This window comes from Pseudodesulfovibrio aespoeensis Aspo-2, assembly GCF_000176915.2.
Taxonomy (GTDB): domain Bacteria; phylum Desulfobacterota; class Desulfovibrionia; order Desulfovibrionales; family Desulfovibrionaceae; genus Pseudodesulfovibrio; species Pseudodesulfovibrio aespoeensis.
On record NC_014844.1, the window covers coordinates 2,598,914 to 2,618,556 of the forward strand.

24 protein-coding genes are annotated in these 19,643 nt (G+C 67.2%); all 24 read right to left on the minus strand.

The features are described from left to right. Nucleotides 1-5: 5 nt before the first annotated feature. Nucleotides 6-806 carry a hypothetical protein gene (locus tag DAES_RS12035; RefSeq protein ID WP_013515302.1) on the minus strand — a complete coding sequence of 267 codons (801 nt, stop codon included), beginning with the start codon at nucleotides 804-806 and terminating at the stop codon, nucleotides 6-8. Then, nucleotides 806-1,405 (minus strand): YmfQ family protein, encoded by a 600-nt coding sequence (locus DAES_RS12040; protein ID WP_013515303.1) that lies wholly within the window; start codon nucleotides 1,403-1,405, stop codon nucleotides 806-808. Before DAES_RS12040 ends, DAES_RS12035 begins: the two co-directional genes overlap by 1 nt. Then, entirely contained in the window at nucleotides 1,405-2,460 is a 1,056-nt protein-coding gene (locus DAES_RS12045; protein ID WP_013515304.1) for a baseplate J/gp47 family protein, read from the minus strand. The genes DAES_RS12040 and DAES_RS12045 overlap by 1 nt, the downstream gene beginning before the upstream one ends. Continuing rightward, a complete protein-coding gene (locus DAES_RS12050; protein ID WP_013515305.1) occupies nucleotides 2,460-2,900 on the minus strand; it encodes a phage GP46 family protein in 441 nt (146 codons plus the stop codon). The genes DAES_RS12045 and DAES_RS12050 overlap by 1 nt, the downstream gene beginning before the upstream one ends. Then, nucleotides 2,900-3,451: a phage baseplate assembly protein V gene (locus DAES_RS12055; RefSeq protein ID WP_013515306.1), complete on the minus strand. Its 552-nt coding sequence runs from the start codon at nucleotides 3,449-3,451 to the stop codon at nucleotides 2,900-2,902. The genes DAES_RS12050 and DAES_RS12055 overlap by 1 nt, the downstream gene beginning before the upstream one ends. After that, nucleotides 3,451-4,491: a phage baseplate assembly protein gene (locus tag DAES_RS12060; RefSeq protein ID WP_013515307.1), complete on the minus strand. Its 1,041-nt coding sequence runs from the start codon at nucleotides 4,489-4,491 to the stop codon at nucleotides 3,451-3,453. Before DAES_RS12060 ends, DAES_RS12055 begins: the two co-directional genes overlap by 1 nt. Then, complete coding sequence (locus DAES_RS12065) at nucleotides 4,484-5,680, minus strand: DNA circularization protein (protein WP_049776402.1); 1,197 nt, start codon at nucleotides 5,678-5,680, stop codon at nucleotides 4,484-4,486. Before DAES_RS12065 ends, DAES_RS12060 begins: the two co-directional genes overlap by 8 nt. Further along, complete coding sequence (locus DAES_RS12075) at nucleotides 5,677-7,557, minus strand: phage tail tape measure protein (protein ID WP_013515309.1); 1,881 nt, start codon at nucleotides 7,555-7,557, stop codon at nucleotides 5,677-5,679. The genes DAES_RS12065 and DAES_RS12075 overlap by 4 nt, the downstream gene beginning before the upstream one ends. Nucleotides 7,558-7,564: 7 nt before the next feature. Continuing rightward, a complete protein-coding gene (locus DAES_RS18045) occupies nucleotides 7,565-7,690 on the minus strand; it encodes a hypothetical protein (RefSeq protein ID WP_013515310.1) in 126 nt (41 codons plus the stop codon). Continuing rightward, complete coding sequence (locus tag DAES_RS12080; RefSeq protein WP_013515311.1) at nucleotides 7,674-8,048, minus strand: phage tail assembly protein; 375 nt, start codon at nucleotides 8,046-8,048, stop codon at nucleotides 7,674-7,676. Before DAES_RS12080 ends, DAES_RS18045 begins: the two co-directional genes overlap by 17 nt. 1 nt (nucleotide 8,049) lies before the next feature. Beyond that, complete coding sequence (locus DAES_RS12085) at nucleotides 8,050-8,406, minus strand: phage tail tube protein (RefSeq protein WP_013515312.1); 357 nt, start codon at nucleotides 8,404-8,406, stop codon at nucleotides 8,050-8,052. Nucleotides 8,407-8,418: 12 nt separating this feature from the next. Beyond that, nucleotides 8,419-9,885 (minus strand): phage tail sheath subtilisin-like domain-containing protein, encoded by a 1,467-nt coding sequence (locus DAES_RS12090; protein ID WP_013515313.1) that lies wholly within the window; start codon nucleotides 9,883-9,885, stop codon nucleotides 8,419-8,421. A gap of 3 nt (nucleotides 9,886-9,888) precedes the next feature. Next, nucleotides 9,889-10,086 carry a DUF2635 domain-containing protein gene (locus DAES_RS12095; protein ID WP_013515314.1) on the minus strand — a complete coding sequence of 66 codons (198 nt, stop codon included), beginning with the start codon at nucleotides 10,084-10,086 and terminating at the stop codon, nucleotides 9,889-9,891. A 2-nt stretch (nucleotides 10,087-10,088) separates the two neighbouring features. Further along, nucleotides 10,089-10,643, minus strand: a complete 555-nt coding sequence (locus DAES_RS12100) for a phage protein Gp37 (RefSeq protein ID WP_013515315.1) — start codon at nucleotides 10,641-10,643, stop codon at nucleotides 10,089-10,091. After that, entirely contained in the window at nucleotides 10,640-11,113 is a 474-nt protein-coding gene (locus DAES_RS12105; RefSeq protein ID WP_013515316.1) for a phage virion morphogenesis protein, read from the minus strand. The genes DAES_RS12100 and DAES_RS12105 overlap by 4 nt, the downstream gene beginning before the upstream one ends. Continuing rightward, nucleotides 11,110-11,520, minus strand: coding sequence for a gp436 family protein (locus DAES_RS12110; RefSeq protein ID WP_013515317.1), 411 nt, complete (start codon nucleotides 11,518-11,520; stop codon nucleotides 11,110-11,112). Before DAES_RS12110 ends, DAES_RS12105 begins: the two co-directional genes overlap by 4 nt. 3 nt (nucleotides 11,521-11,523) lie before the next feature. Beyond that, nucleotides 11,524-11,772 carry an HI1506-related protein gene (locus tag DAES_RS12115; protein ID WP_013515318.1) on the minus strand — a complete coding sequence of 83 codons (249 nt, stop codon included), beginning with the start codon at nucleotides 11,770-11,772 and terminating at the stop codon, nucleotides 11,524-11,526. Between the two features lie 12 nt (nucleotides 11,773-11,784). Beyond that, nucleotides 11,785-12,678 (minus strand): Mu-like prophage major head subunit gpT family protein, encoded by an 894-nt coding sequence (locus DAES_RS12120; RefSeq protein ID WP_013515319.1) that lies wholly within the window; start codon nucleotides 12,676-12,678, stop codon nucleotides 11,785-11,787. 9 nt (nucleotides 12,679-12,687) lie between these two features. After that, a complete protein-coding gene (locus DAES_RS12125) occupies nucleotides 12,688-13,095 on the minus strand; it encodes a hypothetical protein (RefSeq protein ID WP_236608409.1) in 408 nt (135 codons plus the stop codon). After that, a complete protein-coding gene (locus tag DAES_RS16985; RefSeq protein ID WP_013515321.1) occupies nucleotides 13,092-14,219 on the minus strand; it encodes a phage protease in 1,128 nt (375 codons plus the stop codon). The genes DAES_RS12125 and DAES_RS16985 overlap by 4 nt, the downstream gene beginning before the upstream one ends. A 416-nt stretch (nucleotides 14,220-14,635) precedes the next feature. Next, nucleotides 14,636-15,901, minus strand: coding sequence for a phage head morphogenesis protein (locus DAES_RS12135; protein WP_013515322.1), 1,266 nt, complete (start codon nucleotides 15,899-15,901; stop codon nucleotides 14,636-14,638). Nucleotides 15,902-15,904: 3 nt separating this feature from the next. Then, nucleotides 15,905-17,467, minus strand: coding sequence for a DUF935 domain-containing protein (locus DAES_RS12140; protein WP_013515323.1), 1,563 nt, complete (start codon nucleotides 17,465-17,467; stop codon nucleotides 15,905-15,907). Next, entirely contained in the window at nucleotides 17,467-19,119 is a 1,653-nt protein-coding gene (locus DAES_RS12145; protein WP_013515324.1) for a hypothetical protein, read from the minus strand. Before DAES_RS12145 ends, DAES_RS12140 begins: the two co-directional genes overlap by 1 nt. Next, nucleotides 19,116-19,637: a DUF3486 family protein gene (locus DAES_RS12150; RefSeq protein ID WP_013515325.1), complete on the minus strand. Its 522-nt coding sequence runs from the start codon at nucleotides 19,635-19,637 to the stop codon at nucleotides 19,116-19,118. The genes DAES_RS12145 and DAES_RS12150 overlap by 4 nt, the downstream gene beginning before the upstream one ends. Nucleotides 19,638-19,643: the final 6 nt, after the last annotated feature.

Here is a 19,643-nt window from a genome sequence, read left to right on the forward strand (position 1 = left end):
GCCTCCTACCAGCCGGTGACGGCCTGGTTGCACGTGTACTGTATCCAGATGCCCATGAGCTGGCAGTCCGCCGCCATGGGGGTGGCCCCGGCGTCCACGTCGCGCGTGATGCGCAGGTGGATCAGGTTGCCCAGGGCCGGTGTGCCCTCCACGGTCAGTTCGGCGGACGCGGGCGAGACATGGGCCGCGCCCACTGCCTGGGCCTGATCCGCAATGGTCACGCCCGCAGCCGCATATGCGGCGTCCAGGCTCTCGCCATCGCCCAGGGCCACGGCCTGGGCCACCAGGGTCATGTCCTCGCCAGCCGCTGCGCCCTCGCCCGGCGTCCAGATGGCCTTGAGTTTGATCGGCCCCCGATCCCACGCCTCGGGCATGGGGTAGGTGATCTCCACGCTTGCGTCCGCGTCGCCGGGCAGCGCCCGGTAGCCATACCGCTGCCCGTGGGTGGCGGTGGCGATCACCCCGCTGGCCGCGCCGCCGTCCTCGGTGGGCAGCAGCGCGCTGGCGTCGATGTAGTCGGTTTCGATGGTGGGGTGGGCCGCATATGCTTGGGTGCCTAGATGGCTGGCCGGGGCGTATTCGGTGTCGTCCTGGGCGGCCAGGATCAGCATTGCGATGGCCGTGGCCAGCTGGGTCAGGTCGCCGCTGTCGGGCTCGAGCCCGGCGGTGGTGATGACGTTGACTATCTCGCGCTGCGCGTGTTCGATGGCGGCGGCTGAAACCGCAGAGCCTTCAATGCCGGATGCCGGGACAGCGTCCACGTAGCTGTCGTCGGGTGCGCCGCCAATGGGGGGTACGTACTGCATCACTCCTCCTCGTATGCGAAGATCAGGGTTGTGTGGGCCGGGGCCAGGCGGGACAGGATGCATTCCAGGTCCTCGGCCGTGGCGATGGCCCCGAGCTTGTCGCCGCAGGCGGATGCCCCGGCGCGGAAAAAGGTCACGCGCGGCCCGTGGACGCGCATCCTCCACGTGTGGCGGATTGTCGGCGCACCGTTCAGGGTGTCGCCGCAACGGGACAGGCCGGTGATGAACGGGCGGAACTCATCAATGGTCACGGCGTAGCCAAGCCCCTCGGCCAGTCTCTGGAAATAGGCGCGGCTTTGCCCGCCCCGAGCCGTCCACACCGAAACCACGCGACTGCGCCGCTCCTGCAGGGTGGTGGCCGCGCCGGTGCAACCATCGGGCAGGCCGCAGACCCGCTCGTAGTCGGAGAGCATCTCCAGAGCGGTGCGCGGATCCGCCTCGTCGAGCAGGTTGTCTGCCCGCGCGTCGACGTCGGCCATGCCGTCGGCCAGGGCGCGCAAGAGGCGCACCCAGACGCTGCCCAAATCCTGAGGCATGGCCGTGCCCACAGGGGCCAGCGCCATCAGCTGCGCGAGATAATCGTCAGACGACAGGGCCACTAGATGTCCTCCCAGGTGGTGGTGCCGAGCACGGCGATCTCGCCGGTGGCGTGGGTGACATTGGCGGACGGGCTGACCAGTACGTGGTCGGATTCTCCAGCCGCGACGGACACGGCCTCGCGCAGGCGGCTGATGAGGATGGTGCCGCCCGGCTCGGCCTCGCGCAGCAACAGATCGGCCAGCTCGGCGGCCACCGCCGCCCGGACCGCCGCCGTGTTGGGGACCAGGGCAATACGCGGATTGAGAGGCACCGGGATGGGAGCCACGGCATAGACGTCAGCCGTGATCGGGCGCACGCCGTCCAGGTGATCCTGCAGGGCGGCAATCGTTGCGCTGGCGGGAATGCCGTCATCGGTCACGCCGTCCGTCATGGCCCGCACCGTGACCGTGCCGGACCCCATCTCCTTCGGGTAGACCCAGGCGCGGGTGACGCCCGGCACCTCCAACGCCCAGGCCTTGTAATCGAAATCCGCGCCGCCATGCGGGGCCTGGCGAATCCGGGCCAGCAGCCGGGCCAGCAGGGATTGATCAGGCTCGGCGTCCGCTCCGCCGGTCACCTCGCTGCTCACGGCAGTCGAAACCACCCCGGCCACGGGGCTGGGCAGGGACAACATTGTCCCGGCAGCCAGGTTGCCGTCCGCGCCGGTCACGGACGCCTGAATGTCCAGCGTGGCCGCTCCGTCTGCGAGCACGGCCTCGGACACGACATTGTACTCGGCCCCATCTGCCCGGCGCAGCACGGTCCCGGCGGGCACCACTGCCCCGGTCGTGCCGGATACCGTGGCCGTGCCCGTGGCCGTGGATGCGCCGGTGCGCTCCACGCCCCAGATGAACGCCCCTCGCTCCATGATCTCGGCGTCCGCCGTATCGGGCATGATCTGCCTGGATATCCAGTCCAGGTAGCCATAGAGGCCGTGCCGCCCGGCGGCGTCCATGCGGGCCAGCACGCCAAGCACGCTGCGCCGCAGTAGCGACACGGCTCCGCCGAGCCGTGAGGTGATGGTGGCGGAAGATCGCGCGATGAGCGTGTCCAGGGTCGGTCTGTCAAATGGCATCACGCCTCCCAAAGGGTTGCAAAGGTGTAGACGGCGTCCGAGCCGTCTGTGCGCTCGATAACCACGCGCAGGCCGAGCACGCCGGTGCGGACAAACGACGCCTCGACCCGGACGGCGCGGGCCACGCCGTCGTCGAGCATCCAGGCCAGAGCCTCCTCGGCATAGGCGCGGGCGCGGACCAGCACGCGCGGCAGCTGTTTCTCGCGGCTCAGGAGCCACAGCCGCGAGCCATACTTGTCGCCGATGATGTCCGGGTAGGTGTCGCCCCACCAGCCGCGCCGGTCGCCGGTGCCGTCCGGGATGACGTCGTCCGCCTCGGCCCGCCGGTCTATGAACAGCGACAGGACCACGGCGGTCTGCAGGCCGTCGTCCCGGACCAGGTCGAGACCCTCCAGGGCCAGGTCGGCCCCCATCTCCTTCCAGATTAGCCGTACGTCCATCACTGCTCCTGATACGGCCCGCCGGTGACGCCGCCGCTGTCGCCGGGATGGGTGTGCCCGTTGTAAACCTCGCGCATGCCGCGCACGGTCCGGGTGTTGCCTGTGGTGGTCTGGTCGAGGATGTCTCCGGCGGCGCGAATGCCTCCGGTCGTGATCACCTCGGGGGTGTCGAGGATCAGCCGGGTGGCGGCCTTGAGCGTGACGATGCCGCCGCGCCCGAAATGGATGCGGTCGCCCTCGTCGGTGTACAGGGCCACCTCGCCGTTTTTGAGGCCCTTGAGGCGATAGCGGCGATCGTCCACGGCGATGAGCACCGTGTTGGAGCGCTGCCCGCCGACGGACAGGGCGATGCCCTCGGCACCGGGATGCGGCACCGAGGTGAACCCGTACTCCTGGAATCGCTCCAGGCCGTCCATGACCTCGCCAGCCAGCAGCCGGGCCTGCATTGCCTGCATCAGCGCGCCATCGTCGGTCAGGGTGATCACCGCCCTGGTCACCACCATGGACAGGCGGCGGCGGATGGGTGCCAGGAGTTTGGAGAGTGCGCGCATCACATCAATCCCTCGTCTTCGTCGGGCTCGGGCAGGGCCAGCAGGGCAAACGCCTCGGGCGGGCACACGGTCAGCTCGGCCAGCTCGCCCTGGCCGGACAAGATCAGCGACACGCCCGAGATGAGCAACGTCTGGTCCACCCCGATAAAGGCGTCCCGGAGCGTGACCAGCCGGTTGGGAGCCCACAGCCCGCCCGCGTGGGACCAGCCGCGCACGGTCACGGTCATGGTCCGGCCACGGCCATAGCGGACGTTGCGCTCCCACTGGGCGCGCTCCGCAGCCGCTGCCGGGTCGATCTGCTCCTCGGCCAGCACGGTCAGCGGACGGTGGCGGCCCACGCCCTTGTCGCGGGCCTGGCCTGCGGGCTGGGCTGCGGACTCGCCAAACCAATCATCCGAGCCGGACGACTGGCCCTTGACCGTGTAGACCGAATAGCGGTCGCGCCCGGAAAAGCGCGCGCCGCACGACAGGATGTTGGTCCCCAGGACCAACGGGGTGGAGACCCGCGAGGACGAAACCCGCGACAGGACCAGATTGCCCAGGCCGTCCGAGAGCAGGAGCACGGCGCGGACCCTGGCGGCGGCCTCCAGTGTCTCGTAGACTGAGTCGCCCTCGTTGTTCTTGAGGCGCTGGAAAGCGGCGGCGCACGGGGCTTCGATCTTCACCCCGATGCCGTATGGCGCGCACAGCTCGCGGGCCACGCCCGGTAGGGTGCGCCCGGAGAATTGGATCGACGGGGCCGAGCAGTCCACCAGGTCGCCGGTGGCGTCGCGGCCGGACACGGTGACCGTGTGCGATCTGGCGTCGTAATCCACGGACACGTCGTCCACGTGGCCGGTGATGACCGGCGCGCCGTCCACCAGCACAGAGCAGGTCATGCCCGGCCTGATCGGGCGGACGACGTCCTGCCCGGCCCATCGCTCGGACACGGCCAGCTCGAAGGAGCCCGCCACCTGCTCCATGGACCTATTGATGGTGATGGAGGTCCAGCCGCCATACAGCGTGCCGTCGACCTTGAGCCGCACGTCATGATCAGGCATCGACCAACACCTCCAGGGGCATGCCGCCGGGTACGGCTCCAGGCCGCCTGACCCGGTTGCGGGCCACGATATCCTCGGCGCGCCCGGCGTCGCCGTATATCTTGTGGGCCACGACCAGCGCCGGGATGGTGGAGGTCGGTGTCCACGTGCCCAGCCGGGCAAGGTCCGCGCCACGGGCGGTGATGTCCACAACCATGGCCGTGCGCAGGTCGGTCAGGGCCAGATAGACGGCGTCCGGGGCTGATGCGGCAGTCGTGTCCAGGGCATCGGCCAGCGAATCGCGCAGGGCGGCGGCCTGGTCGTAGCTCTCGTACTCCAGCGTGGCGCTGCCCCTGGCCGCCTCCACCAGCGCGGCGCGGCGCACCAGATCGGTCACGGCCTGATCGTTGGCAGCGGCTTGTATCCGGCCCGGCGTTGCGGGCACGACGGTGGACGGAGTGGCCCCGGAGTAGAGACTGGCCAGGGCCGACTGGGCGGACCATCCGACAGTGCCTCCGGAGGAACTGCCCAAAAAAGAAATCAGCCCCAACAGGCGGGAGGCCAGGGATTGCGGCATGCCGACCAGAGAGGTCACGTCGCCATGCAGGGCGGTGGCCTGGGCGAACAGCGTGGAGGCCGACATGGCCGGGAGGGCCGCCAGCTCGGCGGCGCTGCGGATGGAGGCCACACCCCTGCGCACCGACACGATGCCGGACTCGCGCACCCACTCCGAAAACTTGGAGGTGGACCAAGTCTCGGCAAAATCCTCTTGCAGTGTCAGCCCGGCCTGATCCGCCTGCGCGCCGACCGCCCAGGAGGTGTCACGGACCGAATCCGGCTCGGCGCTGTCGCCGGTCTCCACAAAGGACACCTTGAAGCGCACCAGGCCGCCCTCGCGGGTGGACTCCTGGCGCGAGAACTCGGCCACGGCCACACGCCTGGAGCCGAGATAGGGATGAACCAAGGTGGCTGGCCCGCCCTCCTCCAGCGCACCCATGAGCTCGTCGGCACGCGACAGGTAGTCCGCTCCGAGCAGATAGCACTCCACACTGTACATACGGCCCTTGCGGCCCATGTCCTCGGCGTAGGGCAGATCGCGCAGCGGATACTCGTGCTGGACCAGCCTGCGCCCGCCGGTGAGGGTGTGTGCCTCGACGAAAAAGGCGACGCCCCGGAAGGAGGCGTCATGCAGCATGTCGCGCCAGCTCACCGGCCCACCCCCGGCATGTAGGGGCCGGTGTCCACGTCGACATTATCGAAACCGCGCTGATTGACCCGGCTGACCTTGACACGGTCATCCGTGACCGTGATGTCGAGGGTGGCCTTGGCCGGTTCCGCGCCGGTCCACTGGCTCAACAGCTCACCAAGCCGGTCGCCCACGTTGCCGCCAGCCCAGGCCCCGGCCAGTCCACCGCCGATGCCGCCGACCGCCGCGCCGATGGCCGTGCCGAGTCCCGGCACGATGCTGCCCAGGGCCGCTCCCAACTGTGCCCCGGCCACGGCTCCGCCCCAGCCGCCCAACCCGCTGCCCACTGCACCGCCGCTGGCCTGGATTTTTTGCCCGGTCGACAGCTCGTCGTCTGTCCAGGCGTTGTAGAGACCGTACCCCGTGCCAGCCAGCGCCAGCGCGCCCCCGGCGCGACCGGCCCACTTGCCAGCGCCGGATATGGCACCGCTCAATCGCGCCCCACGACTGGCCACTGAACGACCGGTTTTGGTCGAGCCGCCGCCCATCTCGCCCGGCAGCAGCGACATCTTGGAATTGACCACGTACACGGGCAGCGGCAGCTTCATGCCACCCAGGCCAGCCGCCCCAGCGGCTCCGGCCAGCCCGCCGCCCCGGCCAAACAGGGACCGCACCCCGGTATACGCCTTGCGGGCCATGACCAGTGCGCCCAAGCCAGCCGCCCCATAGCCGAGCACGGACATGGCCGTGTCCGCGCCCTCCGAGCCCAGGGTGTCCAGCGCGCTGGCCACGGCCCTGATAGGCGTGGCCAGATTGCTGTCCGCAAACTTCGACCACGCTGTGTACAGGGATGTCAGAGCTGCAGAGGCATCCTTGGCGGCGCGTGCTGAGTCAGACAGAGACGTTGTCCCGTCTCCCTGGACCTCCATGAACTTCTGCAGGTTGTCTAGCGACCCGGTCCGTTTGAATTCACCTGCAGCCTGGTTGAATGCCCTGATTGCCTCGGCGTCGAAAATCTTGGCCAGAGCGCGGGTGGAGCCATCGGCCTTTTTGATGACCTCTTCCATGATCTCGTTGACGGGGCGCAAAATATCGTCATCACCCCAGACCTTGACGCCTAACCGGGCAAGGTCTTTCAGCTTGCGCGGGTCCGTCATGGTGCGCATCACTGCCTCGAACGCAGTAGCCGCCTGCTCTGACGAACCTGTACCCATACGGATCATCTGGAGGGCCGCACCCATCTCGCGCAGAGCTTGCGCGCCGGTTCGCCCTGTCGCGGTATAGGCCGTGATCACACGAGGGCCAAGCGCGGCGAGATTCTGCATGGTGAACGCACCCATCTTGCCCTGCTCGTTCAAAGTGTCGAACGCCTCCAACACCTCCCGAGAAGAGGCAATGCCCATCTTCTGGAACTCGGCAAAGAGCTCGCCGATGCTGGCACCAGCCGCCCCGGCCGCCTGGATGGCCACGCCGATGTTGCGCACGTTCTCTTCCGCAAACTTGAGATCACCGGTTTTCTCGACAATGGCCTCGATGGCCGAGGTGATCTCACCGGGATCCACCCGGATGTCCGACATCTGGGCCGTCTCGTAGATGCTGCGCTTGAGCTCGTCCATCTGCGCGGCTGACGCTGACGCCTGGATGCCCAGGCGGGTGAAACGCGTTTGCAGACCCATGACCATCCTGGCTGTGCCCGCGCCTGCCGCGCCCGTTATCAGGGCGGTGTAGCGGTTGCCCAGGGCGTCGAGCCCACGCCCGGCGCTGGCCGCCGCGCTGCGCAGTCCGGCAAAGGCACGGGATCCACGCTGGCTCATGGAGGCCATGGCGTCGCCGTAGCGTTTGGCGCTGGCCGCCAGGTTGCCGGCCAGGTCGAGGGATATGGAGGTGCGCAGGTTGCTCATCAGGGACTCACTTCAGGTGATTGAGATAGCGGATCAGCCGCCGCAGCGGCAGGCCGAGAATCTCCGCCTCGGCCCACCGGGTGCGGCTGGCCAGGGTCAGCACGAGCCGCTCCAGGTCATTCGTGCGCCCCATCAGATCGCCCCCGGTCCGCCCCCTGGCGGGCCAGGGCCATGGCCACGGCGGCGTCCAGCCGGTCGGCCTCGGCCTGGATCATGCCGAGATCGTGGGGTGTCAGCCGCTTGAGCTCCTTGAGGGATATCGGCCCCTGCACGTTGCCTATGCTCACTATCTGGCGACGCAGGACACCAAGGCCAAGGAGCGTGGGGCTGGCCACCAGGGCCGGACCGCCCGGCGTGTGCACCAGCTTCTCGGCCTCCTCCTGGGCCTCGATGATGTCGCCCGCGCGCACCTCGCGCAGGGTGACATCGCGCAGGAACTCGTCGCCCACGGGCAGGCCGGTGACCAGGGGGAAGGTGATGTTGTCGGCCATGCTAGGCCCCCTCGTCGCAGCTGATAGCGGACATCTTGAGGCCCACGGTGCCGTCCTTGACGTTGAGCGAGGGCACGTCGGTGACAAACGCCTCGCGCAGGACAAAGACCGCGCCCGTGTCGGTCTCGAACATGACCGTGGCCGAGGTGATCGCGCCCAGCGCCTTCAGGGACAGGTCGGCGGTGTGGAAGACCTGGCACTCCAGCTCGGGGGCCTGGGTCTCCTCCTTGTAACCGTGGACCTTGCCGTTGCCGACCTGCGCCTCGCGCTTCTCGCCGCCGGGGTTGAGGGTGGCGCCGTCCTGCGTGCGCAGTTCGGTGCCGTCCACACGGATGATTGCCTTGCCGGTGACTTGCATGATGGATTCTCCTTAGATGATGAACTGGATCTGCTCGGCGAGGATGCGGAGCTGGTTGACCAGGTTGGGCGGGGACAGGACGTCCACACGGTTGCGATCGTCCGCGTTGCGCTCCACGAGCAGATCGGCCTTGTACTGGTCGAAATCCTCCACGAGCCCTTTCTCCTCCAGCTCGCGGAACAGGGCGAGCAGCTCGGCCCGGACGATGGACGGGGTGACGATGGCCTGGCCCGGTCCGAACCGGGTGCCGTCGTCGGCCAGCTTGTGGCGCGGGAACTTGCTGGTGATGCGCACGCGGGTGGCATAGCGGATGTATCCCAGCGTGGCCGGGGTGGTGACGTCCAGGTAGCTGGTGTCCGCCAACCCGTAGCTGTTGGTCTGGTACGTGGTGATGGCGCGCTCGATGCGGGCCGTGCCATCGCTGCCCACCGTGAAGGTGGACAGTCCGTCGTACAGGAGCAGGTTGCGCTCCTCCATGGTCCAGCGGTCGCCCTTGGCCGGAGGAAGGAAGCCGGGCAGCGTCAGTGTCTGCAGCGGGCGGGCCGGGTCCACCGAGAGCGAGGCGGCGGCGACCACGGCGTAGATCGCGGCCAGCGCCCAGGGCGGGGACGCCGCCTTGCCCGTGGGCAGGCAGGTGACCAGCTGCATGTTGCGCCCGGCGCTCCATGCCGATGCCTCGCCAAGGGTGCCGCGCACAGCGGTGTAGGCGATGCCGTCCATCTGGCGCATGGGGCCCCAGCGTTCGGCCAGCTCGGCTTCCAACGCCACCATGTTGGCCGCATCGGTCCAGGGCATGACCAGGCCGTTCCACCATTCGTCGCCGAATGCGGCGATGGCGGCGGACACGTCCGGGTTGCCGGTACCGCCGGACATGGCCGCCACGGACACGCCGATACCGGCGGGCAGGGACTCCCCGGTGTAGTAATTGGTCCGCAGGTCGATATCGTTGCCGGACTCGCCTTTGTGCCGGGCGGTCAGGGTGACCACGGCCTCGGCGGCCAGGGCGGTGACAGGCAGGTCCGCATCGCCGTTGACGGCGGCAGCCAGGGCAGTGGCCACCTCGGCGGCGGTGTCGCCGCTGGCCACCGCGATACGCACCCGCTGACCGGCAATATAGCAGTTGAGGGTGCCCGCAGCCGTGGCCGCGCCGGTGACGGTCAGCGTGCCGGTGGCCGCCGTTCCCGCTTCGGCATCGGCCAGCGGGATGGCCCAGGTCTCCTGGTAGCGGTCGGCCTTCTTGCAGGCCGCGAACATGTCGGCCAGCATGGAGCCGCGACCGAACAGGGCCACGGCGTGGTCGGCGGACAGAACGCGCACCGGGGTGCCGGGCGCGGCGGTGCCGGTGGCCAGCATCTGGCCGAGCACCAGGGTCTTGTAGTCGATTTCCGGAGTGCCCTGCATGGCGCGCGAGCTGTCAAACTCGATATACACCAGAGGGACGCGGAGCTTGTCGGGGATGGTGTTGAAGCTGATGGTCATGGACTACTCCTTGTCGGTCTTGGTTTTGGCCTTGGCCTGACCGATGGCCGATCCGGTGGACAGGACCACGTCGCCGTCGCGCAGACGCCGATGCCAGTAGGTCGTGGCAGGGACGATCGCGCCCTGGGCGGGCACGGCCTGGCCGGTCCGGGGGGCGCGCACCTGGCGGCCCGGTGCGGGCTGGACGAAAATATTCTGCATGATCAATCCTCTTGGGGCAGCTGCACCGCATCCTCGGCAACGGGCGCGTCGTCCGAGATGGGGTATTGCAGGTCACAGGTTGCAAACAGGTCCAGGGCGGCCAGGGCGGCGGCGTCCATGGTCTGGCCGATGACCATCCGCTGCTGCCAGGTCACGGCCCAAAGGGACACGCCGATGCGATCAACCTGACCGGAGTAGAGATTCTCGGACCGGACGCGCTCCGGGTTGCTCACGGACTCGGCCAGCCCCCAGCGGTTGCCGGGCACCAGCAGGGCCAGGGCGTCGACCATGGCCAGGGCGGCGGCGTCCCGGTCTGCCACGTGGCTGTCGCCCGCCAGGGCGTATGCTCCGAAGGTCAGCGTGCCCGTGACCTCGTCGTGCTGCACGGACTGGTCTGTGATGCCGAGCACGGCGACAAAGATCGCCGGGGACCGCGTGGCCAGCCTGGCCAGCTCACCGGCGTCGAACCGACCCGGATGGGTGGCGCAGGCCTTGAGGCTCGGCATGGCCGCCTTGATGGCATCGGCCACGGCCTGCCGCAGGGTGCGAACGCTCATATGTCCTCCATGGTTCGGGTGGCGAAGTCGTCCATGATGGCCTCCAGGTCGGCCTCGTTCTCAATCGACAGGCCGAGGTATGTCCGGGCCGCGATGGTCACCCGACGCCGGGAGCCGACAATGCTCATGTCCAGACCGAGCTGATGCGTGGCGGCGTAGACCAGGTTCGACCCGATATCCACGGACCGGCCATCGAGGCCGACGACGTGCTGGATGGAGTCCCACAACCCGCCGCGCGCCACCAGCAGGCTCTGGTTGCCGTGCCGGGTGCGGGCGTAAGACTCGCTCCAGGGCTGCCAACGCTGGCCGTCCGGGGTTGTTTTCTCGGTATCAATGCGGCGCTGCGTCTGGGACGCAACCTCCGCGCCCAGATCGTCCATGAGTGCGCGGGTGTCAGCCGCGCCCAGGGACTTGATGCGTTCGGCCAGGCGGGTCAGCCCGGCGTCGTCCACTCGCAGCGAGACGCTCATCGGATCCCCCGGCGGAAGGTGCGCGGGGCGGACACCACGCTGGCCGAACCGCTTGAGGTTTGCGGTTCAGGCTGCTGGCCCAGGGCGATCTCGCCCGTGCCGATGCGGCGCAGCAGGGACACGGCATCCTCGTACCGCTTGCGGCGGCCTTCGGTGGCCATGGCGTCCGTGTCGCACATGCGGTAGACGGCGATGTCCACGGCCAGACGCGTAAGCACCGGCGGCACCTCGGCCAGGGGCAGGTCGTACCGCTTGGCCAGATAGGCGTCGATCTCGGCATCGGCATCGGCCAGGCCACCGGCTATCACCTCGGCATCGGCCAGACCGTCGCCGTCGCGGTCGGCCAGGACCAGCAACTGGTCCTGGCCGTAGCGCGCGATGATGTCCGTTTCGGTCGCGTAGCTCATGGATTATTTCCCGGTTCCCTTGGGCGTGGTCTTGCTTTTGGCCGCAACCTTGTCAGCCGAGACCTTGGCATCGGCCACGACCTTGGCGTCCGCCGTGGCCTTGACCTGGTGAACCACCAGATTGGGGTCGGCCTTGAGCACGGCCAGTTCGGCCTCGGTAAACCTGTCGTCGGGATGCTCGGTGGGCTTGGCCGGATGGGCCACGCCGCAACGGCGGAACCCATCATGCTTGGCAGTGATGATCACGGGCATCGGTCACCTCCCCTAAGCCAGCCACGGGGTGACGAGCACCTCGGCGGAATCGCGGTAGACGTTGGTCGCACCGTCGGCGTTGCGCTCGGCCTTGACCACTTCCAGGGCCGCTTTTTCGAGCGTGGGCGGCACCACCAGGGTGGTGGGCCGAATGCCCAGCGGGCGTCCGTTGTCGCCCTTCATGCCCATCATGGCGGCACGAGCCGCGCCGTAGTTGGTGGCGTCGAGAGCAGCCTTGGAACCAAAAGCCATCTGCCACAGGCCGTAGCCGACGTTGCAGCGGGCATCCACGCCGTAGAGGTACTCGCGCCGGTTGAACACGTTGGCGTCGGTCTCCTTATCCAGGGACACGAACGTGTAGTCCTTGCGCTTCTGGAAAATGAGCGGCTTGATGACCCTGGAGGTGTCGAGCAGGAACCAGGGCGTGCCGGAACCGGCCTGCATGTTGGACACGCTGGTGACAGCGCCGCCAGCGCCGACCACGGGATGGTCTGTATCGAAGAAGTACTGGCCGTCGTAGCACCGGGTGGCAAATCCGGCGGCAAGCAGAGCGAAGATGAGCGTGTCCGGGTGTGTGCGCGCGTCCTCGCCGAGCTGGGCGAAGAGCGGCGAGTACACGCCGATCTGATCGTCTTCGATGTTGTCGCGGGCAACGCCGACGGTGTTCTCGAAGGGTTCGTTGACGATGGTGAAATTGTGCGACTTCAGGTTCTGCACGACCCGGTCGCCGACCCACTTGCGGAAGCCGGTAGTCATGCCCAGCCAGGCGTAGACCTCCTGCGAGGTCGTGGAGGGCACGATCATGGCCAGCTTTTCCCAGTCGCTGCGCGTGCCCTCGAACGCCTTGTTGAACAATACCTTGAAGCCCGTGAACAGGGCGGACAGGGTGGTGTGGTTGATGATCATCGTATCCTCCTAGATGCGGACCCAGACGCCCGAGTCGTCCACGTCCATGATGATGCCTGCCGCCGGGCGGCTGGCTGTGTCGTCGGTCTTGGCCACGGTCTCGTCGTCCACAACGTAGGCGGTGGAGCCGATGTCCGCGCGGGTGATCTCGTCGGCACCGGCGCTGTTGCCGTAGTGGAAGCAGCCTCGCCGTACGGTGACGGCCATGTCTCCGGCGTTGCCGGACGAGTTGTCGGCTGAGGACTCGGCCCGGCCCACCACGGTCAACGTGGCGTCAGCCGAGGCGGGCACTGCGTTGCCATCGGTATCCAGCGCGACCATGCCCCCGGCGTAGATGCGCCCGGAGGCCGCCACGGGAAACTGAAACTCCACCCCCTCGCGGGAAACGGTGTTGCGATCAGCGGAGAGGGCCATCATGCGCCTCCTTCATTGGGGTTCTCGGCCTTGAGGCTCTTGGTGTACTCGCCCTCGGCGATGCCCAGCGACCGGCACACGGCGCGGTCCGCATCGGACAACGAGCCGCCCTTGTCTGCGGGAGCGTCGGGCAGGACCGGGTTGGCGATGACCTTGGGCGCGCTGGCGGCAAACTTCTTGAACTCGTCCAGTCCGCCGTCCTTGCGGCACATGGCCACGTAGAACTCGCGGCTGGCCGGGGCTATCTTGCCCTCGGCCATGGCCTGATTCACGGACCGTTCGATATCCTCGCCGATGGCCTTGGCCTCAATGTCGGCCAGCTTCTGCTCGGCGGTCTGGGCGCGGTTCATGGCCTGGTCGTAATCCGGCCTGGGCACGTAGCGCCCCAGATCCACGGCGGTCTCGGGGTCGGCGCTCCGCGTGGTGCCGGCGGTGTTGGCGGCCTTGGCGGCCTTGGCCATTTCGCTGATCTTGGCCAGAGCCTGTTCCGGGGTCGCCCCGGCGGCCAGTCCCAGAGCCTCGGGCAGTCCCTCGGGCAGCGCGCGGTTGGCGGCGCGGCCGGTGTCGCCCTTGAGCTCGGCGACTGCCGCTTCGATGTCCTGGTCGGTCGCCGTTTCCGGCAGTCCGAGCAGGCGGCACAGTGCCTTTTTCATGTCATCGTCCTCCATGTTGCGCGCCTGGTTCCGATTCAAGGCCGTCAGGCGCAGGTTGGGGGTATTGGTCAGGCCCGCCGAAAGGAGGGCCTGGATTTTGCGATCTGTCTTGGTGTATGCGAACACGGGCGAGAGATATCGGTATTCGCGGTTTTCGACCTGCTGCCTGGCGCGCGGCGTCCATTCTACGCGGCCCCAGAGCGCACCCTGGCGGTCAGCCAGCTCGACGATCCACGCGGCGGCCGGGGCCTCCTCGCCCTTGGGCGCGCGGTACTCGGTGGAGTGTTCCCAATCGATGGGATACGGCAGGCCACGGTCGGCGAAAGCGGCCAGAACGGCCCGCACCTGTTCAGGGCCGGAGTACCAGCTGCGTCCGTCCACCCCCTGGACATTGGGACCGGCCGGGATCAACTCCACCCACTCGGGCGCGCCGTTGGGGAGTTCCACATTCAGGGCTACGAATTGATGTTTCATGCGCCCAGCATGGCGCAGGTTTGGGGCGGGGTCTTGTAACCGAGGTTAGAAATTGCCGGGGTGCGATCAGAGGGCTGGGATCAAACTGCGGGCGAGAGGGCCATCATGCCCGCCGTCTGGATGCGTTCACGATGCGTTCACATCGATTCATGAACGGCCTTGGCGGCACTTTCGGTCCCTTGGCCGACCCAAGGCGCGGGCGAAGGGGCTTGGGTTCGTTGTAGGCCGTTTTTCGCGACCACGGCATTGACTCGGTTGTTGATCGGTCGTACACATATACTAGCTGGCCGCGACACGGTGATGAATCTCCCGGCCGTAACACGGCGCTTGCGCCGGAGTGCCATGCGGGGTTGCCGGACCTGGTCCGGGCAGGGAGGCCCCGCCGGTCAGCTCACAATGAGCCCTGTTCGCAGGGCTCATTTTTGTTTGGCCCTCAGGCGGCGCAGCTCGACGTCCCGCTTGGCGTCGCTGGACGGCAGCCGCCTGAAACTCGTCATGAACAGAGCCTTGCCCGTCCGGGTGGCCTTGACCACCGCGACATACCCGTCCGTCTCCAGCAGATAGATCAGGCTGCGCAGCCCATCCTGGATGCGCTCGCCCAGGTCCAGGGCATCCTGGACCGAGGCATACTCGCCGATGACCAGCTCGGGATGCTCGCGCAGTTGTTTGGCCATGGTATCGGGCGACAGGCGCACCACCCGCGCACCGGCTTTGACCAGGGCCGCGTCCTCATCCTTGAGCACGCCGATGGGATAATCCCCCTTCGGCGATGCGGCCCAGGCGTCGAAGGACGGCCCGGCGGCCATGGCCCGCGCCGAGGCTGCCGCGATGTCGCGCCCGGTGGCCGCCAGCTTCTGCGCGGCCTGATCCAGCCCGGAGGCCAGCCGCCCCACAGCGCCGGGGTTATAGTCCCAGCCTGGATCAATACCCACCGGTACCTGATGCACCTCGCCGGTGCGGCGGTTGACCCACTCGCGGGTCTGTGGCGGGGGCGGCGTGGTCCGCACGGGCACGCTGGACGCCTGGATATGCCCGGTGGGCAGGCCGGTGTCGGGGTTGATCTCCTGCATCGGTTCCGGGGCGCGCACGCCTTCGCCCTGGAGCCGCTCGTATTCCCGTTTGCTCACGGGACGCACCCGGCAATTGCAGCCCCAGCCGTTGGGCGTCATGTGGCTGATCCAAAACGGATCGTCCACGGGCAAGAGCAGGCCGTGCCAGGCCACGTGCTCCGGCCTGTGCTCGCGCGAGGGGCCGAGCTGGTAGAGCAGATACGGCAGCGAGTCCTTGGTGCGCTGGATGCGCTCCCATTGCCCGGCGGCGCGCGCCGTGCGCATGTTGGTCTCGTAGATCACCCGCAGACGGCGCGGGCTGCCCAGCTGCACGCGCCGGGTTTTGCCGGTCAGGGGATCAGCCATATCCTTTTCGCCCCACCAGCCCTTGCGCTGCAGCGTCGGGGTCAGGTCTTTGGCAAAGTCGCGGAAGGTGCGGCCGTCGCGCAGGGCGCGGTCCACCTCGGCCCGGATATCGGTCAGGATGTCCGTCTGCATGGCCTTGGCCACGGTAAAGGAAGTGGCATGTTCCTCGCGCCAGACATCGCGGTGATCAAAGGACGGCGTAACCGACTTGGACCGAAAATACTCCAGGGCCTCCTTGGGCACCGGGCCGGGAAAGTTGACGGCCATGCGCTACTCCCCGCCGTCGCCCAGGCCGCGCGCCGTGAAGGTGGCCAGGGCCAGGGACCGCACCAGGGCATCGGCGTTCATCTCGCCCAGCAGGCCGGGCAGCCCGGCCAGGAATTCCTCGTAGCTGGCGCACCGGTCGGCCAGGGACTGCACCGGGTCCAGCACGGGCCGCATGAGCTGCTCCCAATCGGCCATGGCGACGTCCAGCAGCTCGTCATGCTCCGCGTCCGGTCCAGCATCCCGCGCGGCCTGGGATGCGCGGTTGACCGCCCGGCTGCGGTTGGCGGCCTGGGCTGGCATGTCCGGTGCCACCGACATGGCCTGTCCGAGCAGCACAGCGTCCGGTCCGGGGTCCGGGAAGCCGAGGCGGTCGCGCACCACGCTGGCCTCGATGCCCAGCCCGCCCAGCGGCACCAGTTTGTTCAGCGCGTCGGCCAGCGCCGCGATGTCCTCGGGGTCTTCGGGCCTGATCACCACGCGCGGATAACACTGCTGTGGTCCCCAGTTGAGATCCACATACGGCTTGACCAGGTCGCGGTTGAGGGACGCCGCCACCTGCCGCCCGTCGTCGGCGACGATGTCCATGCGCACGTCGTCATGCACCGTGGCCTGGGCCTGGGAGCTGCCGTCGTCCGTGGTCATGGTCTGGCCCAGCACGCCCTTGGACACCTGGCGATCCAGCCACTCGGCCAGGCGGGGGAACAGCTCCGGCCCGCCCGCCGCCTTGGCCGCCTCCTGAAATTCGATGCGCATGGAGTCAGGCAGCACGGCGGCGGCGTCCGATCCCAGGTTGGCCACGGCCTGCTTGAGGGTCTCGATGTCGCGGTCCGAGGCGTTGACGCCGTAGCGGCCAATCCGCAGCGGCATGCCGAACACCTCGGCAAACGCCATCCAGTCCGAGATAGTGTAACACTTGCACATCCAGCTGACGGCGGCCAGCCGGGCCAGCCCGGACCGTATGGGCAGGCCGGACTTGATCTTGGGCAGGTGGGTGACGAATTTGTACGGCGGCAGAGGGCGGCCCTCGAAGGTCGCGCCCTCGTCCAGCAGCCGCAGGTGCTGGCCCGACGCCCGGTCGAAGACGAAAAAGCGCGGATCGCGCCACACGTACTCACGCGGAGTCCAGGCCGAGCCGCTGGTGTCCCACATTATCTCCACGGCGGCGAAGCCCTTGGCAATGGCGTCGAGCATGTCCGTGACCAGACCGGGAAACTCCGGCGCGCGGATGAGCTCGCGCACCGCGTCGGCTATCTCCACGTCGCGGTCATCGTCGCTGGCTGCCTCCACAGAGGGCTCGATACCGGCCACGGCGCGCTTGCGCGTGGAGAGCACCGAGGCATAGTGCAGGTCGCGCTCCTCCATCTCCTCGGCCAGGATGAGGTATTCCAGGGCATCGCCGTCTGCTGCGGCCCGCAGGATGCGCGCCAGCTTGGCCGGAGTCATGCCCTGGGCCACGGACTCGCCCGACCAGGCCGTGCGGATGCCGGTCAGGCTCGGAGCCGCATGTTCCCGACGCAGGGCGGACAATTCGATCCGCCGTCCCAGATGGTCATACAATGTGGGCATTACAGCACTCCTCGGCGGAATCCGGCAGTGACCCGCACTGGCCGGTTTTGGTTATCGTCGTCGGGATCACGGCGGCGGACGGGGTGGTAGGCGAATATTTCCTCCACTCGGTTGCTGGAGGCGTACCACGTCAAGGTTAGTGCGCTGGCAGCGTCTCCATGGCGGTAGAGTTCCGGGTCTTTGATGTCCTGAACCCGGATGGACGGGACGCGCGGGATGCCGTCAATATCTTCGACAGTCCGCAGGTCGCTTTCCACATCCGCATCCTGGGGGAGATCCCACATCCCATCCTCAAATGCCTGCACGAATTTGGGGTTCCAAGCCCGGTACCATGCGATATTCATCTGCACCTGCTGAATTACATCATGGCCGTACTTGTCCGCTGTGTACTCGGCCAAAATCGCGCCGTTGCCTGTAGCGTCCATGGCTCCACCGGAAAACCTGGGCAACCCGTCAATGATGTTCCACAAAATTTGTTCCTGCTGACGAGTGGGGACGTTATGCATCTCGACCATGAACGGCACTCGGCGACGCAAATCCTGGGCTATCTCCGCTGGAGTGATGATGCTGAAATCCCGGTGTCTGGCGAAATCCTGACCAAAAACATGCTGACGGCGGCGATCAAGGCCCGCCAGCAACGGAGTAATATTCCCCGCGATCCAGTGATCGGCCCACTCCCGACGCTCCCAGTCCGGGCGGCGGGCAAAATCGTCAGCCAGGGCGATACGTAGAACGGGCCGCTTCTCTCGCATGGCCTCTTCAATCCAAACGCCGGGGATGGACTGTCCGCCGGAGTCGCGCGGCACTGCGTCCAACTCCTCAAGCATGGCCGCCCGGCGCGGGCCGTAGCGTTTGCGGATGCGGTCGTACCAAGCCCGCTTGCCCTTCTCACTGGCGGTCCAGCCTTTCATCAGACAGACGCGTTCATAGAGGCCATTGGCCACGGCCATGTCGAAAGTATGGGTATGCACTGTGGCACCAGCTCCATAGCGCCCGGCGCGGATGTCCTTGATGAGCTGGTTAAACGGGTTGCGCTTGCCGTTGTGGGTAGAAATGATTCTGATCTTGCCACCCCAAATCAGCAGAGCGGTAGTGGCTTCTATGACCGCCTGGACGTTGGCGTGAAAAGCGGCCTCGTCTATGACAACGATGCCCTGCAAACCGCGAATGTTGGCCGGTCGGCTGGACAGGGCTACAATCTGGAATCCCGAGCTGAACCGAATGCGGTAGGCGTTGATGTGCTTGGTGTGGCCTTCCCCGTCCTGGTCCTCAAACAGAAACTCCTCGATGCCGGACAAACCCAGGCTCTGCGCCTGGGCGATAATCCGGGCGAACTTAGCGCAGTAGCCGATAAATTCCAGGCCCTTTTCCTTGGTGTCGCCGATGTAGTAGACGTTGTCGCCCTCGGCGTCTCGCCTGGAGGATGCAGTGATGGTGTCATCCAGAGCCTCGCCGAAGGTGATGCCTGTACGCCGCCCTTTTTCCTCCACCTTGAAATCGGACGGGTCTTTGATCCACTCCACTTGGTGGTCCATGAGTACCCCTTCGGCCAAGGGGTCAAAGCCTTCAGGTATCTCGCGGACCCTGGGCGGCAGTTCGTCAAAGGACAGGACGCGAAGCACGTCTCCCAAGGGAGCAAGCTGATCGTTCATCGGACACCCAGAACTTTTTCTCGCCAGAATCGGGCTTGATCCTCGGTCATGCCTTGGGCTGTGGCCATCTCGTCCACCAATTCGGCAGCGCGATCACGCTCCTGTTGGCGCGCCTCGGCCATCCACTTTTTCTGTGTCACGCTGGCCCGGCCCAGCTCGGCAATGGACTTGGCCAGGGAACCGATGTTGATCTTGCTCGGGTCGATTTCGATGTCTTGGAGCACGCCGAACAGCCGCTCCTGAACCAGTCGCATGAGCGCGTCGTTCATGGTGTTCTCGTCGTCCGGCGCAGCGTCCACGATGGCCCGTGCCTGCTCGCTGGCCAGCTTGAGATTGGACAGCCGCTCCTCGAACTTCTGGCCGTATCGGTGGATGGCGCTCTTGGAAATGTCATACCCGCGCGCCTTCAGCTCGTCGGCCAGCAGCTGGTAGCCCGCAAAACCGTTCTCGGCCAGGGCTCGGTCCAGCCACTCTTTCACGGACTTTGGCAGGGTCTGTACTGCGGAGCGTTTTGCCATGGCCGC